Origin of the sequence: Aeromonas sp. S41-2, from assembly GCF_027705845.1 — a bacterium.
GTDB lineage: Bacteria > Pseudomonadota > Gammaproteobacteria > Enterobacterales > Aeromonadaceae > Aeromonas > Aeromonas hydrophila.
The window spans coordinates 191,533-198,768 of record NZ_JAPDCG010000007.1; the positions used below are offsets into that span (position 1 = coordinate 191,533).

Genomic DNA, 7,236 nt, shown 5'->3' on the forward strand with positions numbered 1-7,236 from the left:
TTTGTAGGGTAGGCAAACCGGGAGTTACTCATGTCAGCGCAACCAATAACACCCCATTACTCGACTCCCTTGCTGGCGTTGGTCTCCGCTATTATGGATTTCCCCGCCCCCTCCGCCGCCACTTCCAAAGATTACGACACCCTGATCCAGCAGCTGAACCAGCTCTGCCCGCTGCAGCATTTCGGCATGCTCGGCTTGTCGGAAGCCGGCCTGCAGTGGGTATGCGAATACCAGATCTCCGACAGCTTCAAGTTGCAGCTGGGGCTGGAGGAGTCGCGTATCACCGATCAACTGACCCAGCTCGATGAAGCCGATGGCTGGTGCTCGCTGCCGGTCGAGCATGGTCAGGTCCAGTGGCTGCTGGCCTGCTGCCAGCCCAAGGAGCTGCCAACCCTGCGCCTGTTGCTGGAGTGCCTGGCCAAGCGATTGAACGAGACCCAGGCAGGCTCCCAGCTGTCGGAGCTGGCCTCACCGCTGATCCGCAAAGACCCTGACTGGCAGAAGAAGATCGAGAGCATCAACCGCATCATCCGGCTGGCCAACACCTTGCCCAGTCAGGCGCTGTTCTCCCAGCTCGAGGCAGTCCTGCGCCAGATGCTGGCCATTCAGGACATGCTGCTGGTGCGCATCGACAGCCACCGACTCGAGAAGATCTATCCGGAGCAGCCCCCCCACAGCGACGAGTTCATCACCGGGCTGTGCCACAGCACCAACAACATGGAACAGCACAAGGAGCAGCTCTACTGGTACAGCCAACCGCTGCGCCTGCAGCAGCAGTACTTCGCCCACTTTCTCATCAGCCTGCAGCACCCGCTGGAAACCGATGATCGGCTGTTTCTCGACTTCCTGCGCAGCCAACTCACCCTGCTGCTGGAGCTGAGGCGGATCCGCCAGCAGCTGCACGACATCAACTCGGAAGATTCCATCAACCAGCGCTTGCAGCAGTTGCGTCAGACCAACCTCCGACTGCAAAAGCAGCTCAAGCAGCATCAGGAACTGGAACGGCGGCTGCAGTTCGACGCCCTGCACGATCCGCTGACCCAGCTGCCCAACCGGGCCCTGCTGATGAATCACCTCAACCATGCCATGACCCACTTTCACCGCTACAAGTCGCCGGGTTTTTCGCTGATCTTCATCGATGTAGACCACTTCAAGCAGGTCAACGACACTCTGGGCCACAGCGCCGGTGACCAGCTGCTCAAGGAGATGAGCCGCCGCCTGCAGACCTGCATTCGGCAGAACGACATGGTGGCCAGGCTGGGTGGGGATGAATTCGTCATCTATCTGGACAACAGCAAGACCGAGGAGGATATCAGCCCGGTACTCAACCGCATCATCAGCCGCCTCTCCTACCCTTTTCGACTGATGGGCAACGAGCTGGGCATCACGGTCAGTCTGGGGGTGGCCAGCGTATCGGAACAGACCTCCGACATCAGCCAGCTGCTCCATCAGGCCGACTTGGCCATGTATCAGGCCAAACGCAACGGTCGCAGTCGCATCGTCAGCTATTCGGAAGAGTGCTCGGTCCAGACCTGGGCCTCGCCGGAAGAGATGCTGGCAAGAGCGCTGCGCGAAGGGCGCATCGTCCCCTATTTTCAGCCGGTGATCCGGCTCAAGGACAGCCGGCTGACCGGGCTGGAGGTGATGGCCCGCTGGATCACCGAAGAGGGGGTACTCAAGGATGCGTTCGACTTTATCCCGCTGGCGGAGCAGTGCGGTCTGATTCAGGAGCTGGACTACCAGATCCTGAGCCACACCTGCCAACAATTGAAGGAGTGGCTGCCGCTGTCAGGCCAGAGCAAGTTCAAGGTGGCCATCAACTTGTCCGGCAAGCATCTGGTCAGCCATGAGCAGATCATGAAGTTGGTTGAAATCATCGAATCCGAGGGGATAGCCCCCGGCTATCTGATCTTCGAATTCAACGAGCGGGAGCTGTCACGGCAGGACTCCGATGCCCTCACCTCGTTGCACGAATTGAGAGCCAAGGGTATCCAGATCAGTCTGGATGACTTTGGGACCGGGTTTTCGTCCCTCAATGCCCTGTTCCACTTCCCGGTGGACTACATCAAGGTGGATGACAGCTTCACCCATCGCATGCTGCAGTCACCCAAGGATCTCGCCCTCATTCGTGCCATGCGCGACATCTGCCAGGATCTGGACTTCACCCTGGTGGTGGAAGGCATCGAAAACCAGCAACAACTGCAGAAACTGATCGATCTCGGCTGTCTGATGGGCCAGGGGCGCTATATTTCGCCCCCCATGCCCGGAGCCGATATCACTCCCCTGCTCACCCAGACCAAGAACGAGCGCGGCTAACCAGCACTCAATCCTTCTTGAACAGCGCTCTCAGGTTGGCGACCCCGACCTGCCCCTTCTGTTGGCGCTCCTCGGCCGTCACCTTCTTCTGGTTTTCCCACTCCAGATCGTCCTGCGGCAGCTCCAGCAGGAAGCGGCTCGGCTCCGGCCGCACCGACTCGCCGTACTGGCGCCGCTCCTTGCAGAGGGTAAAAGTCAGTTCGGTCTGGGCCCGGGTGATGCCCACATAGGCGAGGCGCCGCTCCTCCTCCACGTTATCCTCGTCGATGCTGGTCTGATGGGGCAGCAAGCCCTCCTCCATGCCCACCATGTAGACGTAGGGAAACTCCAGCCCCTTGGAGGCGTGCAGAGTCATCAGCTGCACCTGGTCAGCCTCGTCCTCTCCCTCGTTGCGCTCCATCATGTCACGCAGGGTGAGCCGGGTTACCACCTGAGCCAGCGTCATCGCTTCCTCCAGCTCATCCCCTTCCAGCATCTCGGTGATCCAGCGGTAAAGGGTGGAGACGTTTTGCATCCGCATCTCTGCCGCCTTCGGGCTGGGAGAGGTCTCGTAGAGCCACTCTTCGTAGTGGATCTCCTTGATCATGTCCCGCACCGCCTCCACTGGATTGCCGCGCAGCGCCTGATCGCCGAGCCGAACCAGCCAGTTGGTGAAGGCCTGCAGGGCGGATAGACCGCGCCCGGAGAGGTGTTGTTCCAGCCCCAGCTCGAAGCTGGCGGCAAACAGGCTCTTGCCGCGCTGGTTGGCATACTGGCCCAGTTTTTCGAGGGTGGTGGGGCCTATCTCACGGCGCGGCAGGTTGACCACCCGCAGGAAGGCAGTGTCCTCGTCCGGGTTCACCAGCAGCTTGAGGTAGGCCATGATGTCCTTGATCTCGGTGCGGGAGAAAAACGAGGTGCCACCCGAGATACGGTAGGGAATGCGGTTGGTCATCAGCGCCTTCTCGAAGATGCGCGACTGATGGTTGCCCCGATAGAGGATGGCGTAATCCTTGAACCGGGTGCGGTTCATGAACTTGTGGCCCATCAGCTCGGCGGCAATACGCTCCGCCTCGTGCTCCTCATTCTTGGCAAACAGCACCTTGAGCTTCACCCCTTCATCGAGCTCGGAGAAGAGCGCCTTGTCATAGACATGGGGGTTGTTGGCAATCAGGATGTTGGCGCACTTGAGGATGCGCTTCTTGGAACGGTAGTTCTGCTCCAGCTTAATGAGTTTGAGGCTGGGAAAATCCTCGTTCAGCAGCACCAGGTTCTGCGGCTTGGCCCCACGCCAGGAGTAAATGGACTGGTCATCGTCTCCCACCACGGTAAAACGGGCCCGCTCGCCGACAATCTGCTTCACCAGCTCGTACTGGCTGGTGTTGGTGTCCTGATATTCGTCGACCAGCAGATAACGGATCTTGTTCTGCCAGCGGGTGCGTACCTCCTCGTTGCTCTTGAGCAACAGGGTCGGCATCACGATGAGATCGTCGAAATCCAGCGCGTTGTAGGCCACCATCTGGCGGTGATAGCGTTCATAGAGCTGGGCCAGCAACACTTCCTCCGGGCCGCGGGCGATGCGCATGGCGCGAGCCGGCAGGATGAGGTCGTTCTTCCAGTTGGAGATCTGGCTGATGAGGGCCGAGAGCTTGTCCTTGTCGTTGTCGAGCTCCGCCTCGGTCAGCTCTTTCAGCAGCGCCAGCTGGTCGGTGTCGTCGAACAGGGAAAAATTGGCCTTGAGGTTCAGGCTCTTGTGCTCGCGGCGGATGATCTCGAGACCCAGGGTGTGGAAGGTGGAGACCATCAGTCCTCGCGCCTCCTTGCGACCCAGGGTCTGGCCGACCCGTTCTTTCATCTCCCGCGCGGCCTTGTTGGTGAAGGTGACGGCAGCGATGTTGCGCGCGTTGTAGCCGCACTGCTGTACCAGATAGGCAATCTTGTTGGTGATGACGCGGGTCTTGCCCGATCCGGCACCCGCCAGCACCAGGCAAGGGCCGGAGACAAACTTGACCGCTTCGTTCTGATTGGGGTTGAGCTTCATGGGCCGGATCTCTTGGCTTATGATGAGGGGCGGCATTGTAACAGAGATCCCGCAGGCAGCCGAAACCGCAGGCAATATCCCGCCACTGTGCCTTGTGTTTGACCGCCATTTTCCGGATCATGGCCGACTTTTCCAGATGATATGAGGGGAGCATGAACCAGCAACAGCACGCCCGGCTGCGCAGCCAGTTTCCGGCCTTGACGCAAGAGGTCAACGGCCACCCTCTGATCTATCTGGACAATGCCGCCACCACCCAGAAACCCCAGGCTGTGCTGGACGCCATTGCGCACTACTATCGGGCCGACAACGCCAACGTGCACCGCGCCGCCCATGCCCTGAGCGGCCGCGCCACCCGTGCCTTCGAGGCCGCCCGCGAGACGGTTGCCCGCTTTATCAATGCGCCTCACAGTCGCGAGGTGATCTGGACCCGTGGCACTACTGAGGCGATCAACCTGGTGGCCCAGAGCTGGGGCATGAGCGAACTAAAGGCGGGGGACGAGATAGTGCTCAGCACCCTGGAGCACCACGCCAACATTGTCCCCTGGCAGCTGATTGCCCAGCGTACCGGCGCCGTGATCCGGGTCATCCCCCTCGATGAGCGGGGCGATCTCGATCTGGCGGCCTATCACGCCATGCTGGGGCCACGCACCCGGCTGGTGAGCGTGGCCCACGTCTCCAATGCCCTCGGTACCGTCAATCCGGTCAAAGAGATGGTGGCTGCCGCCAAGGCGGTCGGGGCCCTGACCCTGATCGATGGCGCTCAGGCGGTGGCTCATCTCGAGGTGGATGTACAAGCCATCGGCTGCGACTTCTACGCCTTCTCCGGTCACAAGCTCTATGGCCCGACCGGGATCGGCGTGCTGTGGGGCCGCACCGAACTGCTGGAGCGGATGCCGCCCTGGCAAGCGGGGGGCGAGATGATCGACAGAGTCAGCTTCTCGGGCACCACCTTCAACACCCTGCCCTTCAAGTTTGAAGCCGGCACCCCTCATATTGCCGGTGCCATCGGTCTCGCAGTGGCTATCGAGTTTGTGATGGAGCAGGACAGGGACTCATTGGCCAGTTATGAAGCGGCGCTGACCGACTATCTGGTTGCCGGGCTGCAACAGTTGCCGGGGCTGCGTCTGGTCGGCGAACCCGGCCAGCGCGCAGGCGCCGTCTCCTTCCTGCTGGAGGATATCCACCCGCAAGATGCCGCCACCCTGCTCGACATGCAGGGGATCGCGCTGCGGGTCGGCCATCACTGCGCCATGCCGCTGATGGAATCGCTCGGTATCGGCGGTACCCTGCGCGCCTCGCTGGCCTGCTACAACAATCGGGACGATGTCGACGCCCTGCTGGCCGCCCTGCACAAACTCAGTGACTTCTTCTAAGGCAGACAATCCAATGAACAGCCTCGCAACCTATACCCGGATAGGCGTTGAGCCCGACGCAAATAGCATCCGTCAGCAATTTGCCGCAGCCCACGGCTGGGAGAACCAATACCGGCTCATCATCCAGCTCGGCAAGCAGCTGCCAGCCCTACCCGGCGAATGGCAGCAGGAGGCATTTCGCCTTAAGGGATGTGAAAGCCAGGCCTGGCTGAAGGGGGAGAAAGGCGAGGATGGTAACTGGCACTTTGCCTGCGATTCAGATGCCCGCATCGTGCGGGGCCTTATCGTCATCGTGCTGGCGGCGCTCAACCACCAACCCGCAGCGGCGATCCACTCCTTCAACATGGAGGGCTATTTCAGCGAACTGGGACTCGAGAAACACTTGAGCCCGTCGCGGGGCAACGGGCTCAGAGCTATCGTGTTGGCGATCCGGGAGCAGGCCGTCTAACCCGCCTTGCCCAGTGGTCGATTAGGCTTCGCCAATCGACCCTGCGCCTTCATTCCCGGCCTCTTTCTCGGCACGGGCTCCCCGCTCGGCAATCTTCTTCAATACCCGGGAAGCCGCGACCAAGCCAAAGGTAGCCGTCACCGGCGTCACGGCGCCAAAGCCAGAGGCGCAATCCATCTTCATATTGCCGTCGCTGGCCGCCTTGGCCTGACAGGTGCCGCCATTGCCATCCGGATAACTCAGCTGCTCGGTTGAAAAGACGCACTCAACCCCGAACTTGCGTGCCGGATTCTTGCTGAAGTTGTGCAGCCGACGCAGGTCGGAGCGCACCTTGGCGGCCAGCGGATCCTGAATGGTCTTGGCCAGATCGGCCACGGTGATCTGGGTCGGGTCCATCTGCCCGCCGGCGCCACCCGCCACGATCACCGGGATCTTGTTGCGCTTGCAGAAGGCAATCAGCGCCACCTTGGCCTTGACCGAGTCGATGGCATCCACCACATAGTCAAACTCCCGCTTGATGTGCTCGGCCAGGTTGTCGGCGGTGACGAAATCATCCACCTCGATCACTTCGCAATCCGGATTGATGGCACGGATGCGCTCGGCCATCACCTCCGTCTTGAGACGGCCGACCGTGCCCTGCATGGCGTGGATCTGGCGATTGGTGTTGGTGATGCAGATATCGTCCATGTCGATCAGGGTGATCTGGTTGATGCCGGCCCGAGCCAGCGCCTCGGCCGCCCAGGAGCCGACGCCACCTATCCCGACCACACAGACTTTCGCCTGGCTAAAAGAATGCAGCGCACTCTGACCATAAAGACGGGCAATGCCCCCGAATCGCTGTAGATACTCTGCTTTCATACCACCACCTTGCTTGAGGGCGGCCATTATAGCGGCAACCTCTCTCAGGGGCGATGATCGGATGATGGCGGTGTTGATGTGAGGGAAAATGAGTGCGGTGTCGGAAACGAAAAAAAGCCCAGTCGTTAGACTGGGCTTCTTAAGTAGTGGCGGAGCGGACGGGACTCGAACCCGCGACCCCCGGCGTGACAGGCCGGTATTCTAACCGACTGAACTACCGC

5 protein-coding genes are annotated in these 7,236 nt (G+C 60.8%); 3 read left to right on the forward strand and 2 right to left on the reverse strand.

Annotation, left to right across the window (positions count from 1 at the left end; genetic code table 11):
• Nucleotides 1-30: 30 nt before the first annotated feature.
• On the forward strand, nt 31-2,316 hold the full coding sequence (locus OKC44_RS16990) for a putative bifunctional diguanylate cyclase/phosphodiesterase (protein ID WP_270814248.1): 2,286 nt from the start codon (nt 31-33) through the stop codon (nt 2,314-2,316).
• A 7-nt stretch (nt 2,317-2,323) separates the two neighbouring features.
• Here OKC44_RS16990 and rep read toward each other — a convergent pair whose 3' ends face one another.
• Nucleotides 2,324-4,336, reverse strand: a complete 2,013-nt coding sequence (rep, locus tag OKC44_RS16995; RefSeq protein WP_016352380.1) for a DNA helicase Rep — start codon at nt 4,334-4,336, stop codon at nt 2,324-2,326.
• A 152-nt stretch (nt 4,337-4,488) separates the two neighbouring features.
• Between rep and OKC44_RS17000 the strand changes: the two genes are divergently transcribed.
• Both OKC44_RS17000 and OKC44_RS17005 read left to right on the forward strand, forming a co-directional pair.
• Nucleotides 4,489-5,709 carry an aminotransferase class V-fold PLP-dependent enzyme gene (locus OKC44_RS17000; protein ID WP_139392383.1) on the forward strand — a complete coding sequence of 407 codons (1,221 nt, stop codon included), beginning with the start codon at nt 4,489-4,491 and terminating at the stop codon, nt 5,707-5,709.
• 13 nt (nt 5,710-5,722) lie between these two features.
• Nucleotides 5,723-6,157 carry a SufE family protein gene (locus OKC44_RS17005; RefSeq protein ID WP_016352382.1) on the forward strand — a complete coding sequence of 145 codons (435 nt, stop codon included), beginning with the start codon at nt 5,723-5,725 and terminating at the stop codon, nt 6,155-6,157.
• Between the two features lie 21 nt (nt 6,158-6,178).
• On the opposite strand, the gene tcdA is transcribed toward OKC44_RS17005, so the two are convergent.
• A complete protein-coding gene (gene tcdA, locus OKC44_RS17010; protein WP_139392385.1) occupies nt 6,179-7,015 on the reverse strand; it encodes a tRNA cyclic N6-threonylcarbamoyladenosine(37) synthase TcdA in 837 nt (278 codons plus the stop codon).
• Nucleotides 7,016-7,236 lie beyond the last annotated feature (221 nt).

Bases quoted from the DNA above. Each gene is read 5' to 3' on its own strand.
- rep (WP_016352380.1), bottom strand. From the start codon at position 4,336: ATGAAGCTCAACCCCAATCAGAACGAAGCGGTCAAGTTTGTCTCCGGC.
- OKC44_RS16990 (WP_270814248.1), top strand. From the start codon at position 31: ATGTCAGCGCAACCAATAACACCCCATTACTCGACTCCCTTGCTGGCG.
- OKC44_RS17000 (WP_139392383.1), top strand. From the start codon at position 4,489: ATGAACCAGCAACAGCACGCCCGGCTGCGCAGCCAGTTTCCGGCCTTG.
- OKC44_RS17005 (WP_016352382.1), top strand. From the start codon at position 5,723: ATGAACAGCCTCGCAACCTATACCCGGATAGGCGTTGAGCCCGACGCA.
- tcdA (WP_139392385.1), bottom strand. From the start codon at position 7,015: ATGAAAGCAGAGTATCTACAGCGATTCGGGGGCATTGCCCGTCTTTAT.